This window comes from Acidisphaera rubrifaciens HS-AP3 (genome assembly GCF_000964365.1).
GTDB lineage: Bacteria > Pseudomonadota > Alphaproteobacteria > Acetobacterales > Acetobacteraceae > Acidisphaera > Acidisphaera rubrifaciens.
The window spans coordinates 1-2,155 of sequence record NZ_BANB01000456.1; the positions used below are offsets into that span (position 1 = coordinate 1).

Annotated in this window: 2 protein-coding genes; one reads left to right on the plus strand and one right to left on the minus strand. The window is 74.2% G+C overall.

Annotated elements, in window-relative coordinates; translation table 11 throughout:
• The coding region (locus tag B8460_RS12875; RefSeq protein ID WP_048862006.1) for an extracellular solute-binding protein at window positions 1–978 on the minus strand (978 nt) is incomplete at its 3' end.
• Between the two features lie 45 nt (window positions 979–1,023).
• Here B8460_RS12875 and B8460_RS12880 point away from each other — a divergent pair.
• The gene (locus B8460_RS12880) at window positions 1,024–2,055 is read left to right on the plus strand and encodes a lysine-2,3-aminomutase-like protein (RefSeq protein WP_241771187.1); all 1,032 of its coding nucleotides are present in this window, start codon (window positions 1,024–1,026) and stop codon (window positions 2,053–2,055) included.
• Window positions 2,056–2,155 lie beyond the last annotated feature (100 nt).

A 2,155-nucleotide genomic window follows, 5' to 3' on the forward strand; every position in this document is an offset into this window, starting at 1 on the left:
CACCATGGGCAGGCTCGCCGGCACCGCGTTCGGGTAGTGCACGGCGTTGGTGATGCCGGCCATCACGTCGGGCCGCAGCAGCCAGTCGATGAAGGCGAGCGCCGCGTCCTTGTGCGGCGCGTCCGCCGGCACCGCCAGCATGTCGAACCAGAGCTGCGCCCCCTCGCGCGGGGCGACGTAGCGGACACTGACGCCGCGCTTGGCCTCGGCGGCGCGGGCCCGTGCCTGGATCACGTCGCCGGAATAGGAGAGCGCGAGGCAGATGCGCCCCTCGGCCAGCGCGTTGACCTCACCGCTGCTGGCGAAGGTGCGGATATAGGGGCGGATTGCCGCCAGCGTCTTCGCCACCGCCGCGAGGTCCGCCGGATCGGCGCTGTCGGGATCGCGGTGCAGGTAATGCAGCACGCTCGGCACGACGTCGATCGCGCTGTCGAGCATGGAGATGCCGCACGGGGCGATCCGCCGCGCGTTCTCCGGCCGCAGCAGCAGGTCCCAGCTGTCGAGCGGCGCGTCCGGCGCGAGCGCGCGCACCCGGTCGGACAGCATGCCGAGGCCGATCGTGCCCCAGAGATAGATCACGCCGTGCGTGCCCGCCGGATCGGCGCTGCGCACCTGCGCCATCAGCGCGGGATCGAGGCCGGCGGCATGCGGCAGCTTCGCGCGGTCGAGGGTGGCGAGCGCGCCGTCGCGGATCAGCCGGTCGAAGGTCGGCTCGCTGGTCGGCACCACCACGTCATAGCCCGACTGCCCGGCCGCGAGCTTGGCCTCCAGCGTCTCGAGGCTGTCGTAGACGTCGTAGCGCACATGGATGCCGGTCGCCTTTTCGAAGCCGGCGATCGCCCTGGGGTCGATGTAGTCGGTCCAGTTATAGACGTTGACCACCCGCTCCTGCGCCCGCGCGGCCGGCGGCGCGGCGAGAAGGGCGGCGGAGAGGGCGGCGAGGAGGACGAGCGGGCGGCGGGCGCGGCGCGGGGACATGGGCGCGACATTGCCCGCAGCGGCGGCGGCCCGTAAATGCCGGCGATGACTGCCGCCACAATCCGCACGCCCGAGGCCCTGCGCGCCGCCGGGCTGATCGATCCGACGACGGCCGAGGCGCTGGCGGCGGTGGCGGCGCGGTATGCGATCGCGATCAGCCCGGCGATGCGCGCGCTGATCGCGACCGCCGATGACGATATCGGGCGGCAGTTCGTCCCCGACCCGGCCGAGGCCGTGACGGCGGCGCACGAGCGCGCCGATCCGATCGGCGACGACGCGCTGTCGCCGGTCAAGGGCATCGTCCACCGCTACCCCGACCGGGCGCTGCTGAAGCCGCTTCTGACCTGCCCGGTCTATTGCCGGTTCTGTTTCCGCCGCGAGCATGTCGGGCCGGACGGCGGGGTGCTGACCCCGGCGGAGCTGGACGCCGCCTATGCCTGGATCGCGGCGCGGCCGGCGATCCGCGAGGTGATCCTGACGGGCGGGGACCCGCTGATGCTCTCGCCCCGCCGGCTGGCCGCGATCGTCGCGGCGCTGTCGGCGGTGCCGCATGTCGAGACGCTGCGCGTGCACACGCGCGTGCCGCTGGTCGATCCGGCGCGGGTGACGCCGGCGCTGGCCGGGGCGCTGGCGACCGACCGGGCGATGTTCGTGGTCGTGCACGCCAACAGCGCGCGCGAGTTCACGCCGGACGGACGGGCCGCGCTGCGCCGCGTCCTGGCGGAGGGCATCCCGCTGCTCGGCCAGTCGGTGCTGCTGCGCGGCGTCAACGACACGCCGGCGCGGCTGGAGGCGCTGCTGCGCGCCATGCTCGCCGCGCGGGTCAAGCCCTATTACCTGCACCAGCTCGACGCGGCGCCGGGGACGGCGCGGTTTCATGTCCCGATCGAGGAGGGGCGGCGCCTGCTCGCCGACCTGCGGGGGCGGGTCAGCGGCCTCGCCTGGCCGACCTATGTTCTCGACATACCGGGCGGGCACGGCAAGGTGCCGCTTGGCCCCGACTATCTGGAGCCCGGCTTTCAGGAGACGGACGGGCGCGTGCGCGACCCGTGGGGGCGGACGCACACGATCCGGTGACGCCGCCCCGGCTTTTCGGCGTCCCGGCCCCGCGCCATAAGGGCGCGCGCCGACCGAGGAGGACGCCCATGCCCCGCACCCCGCCGCACCCCGCGCGCCC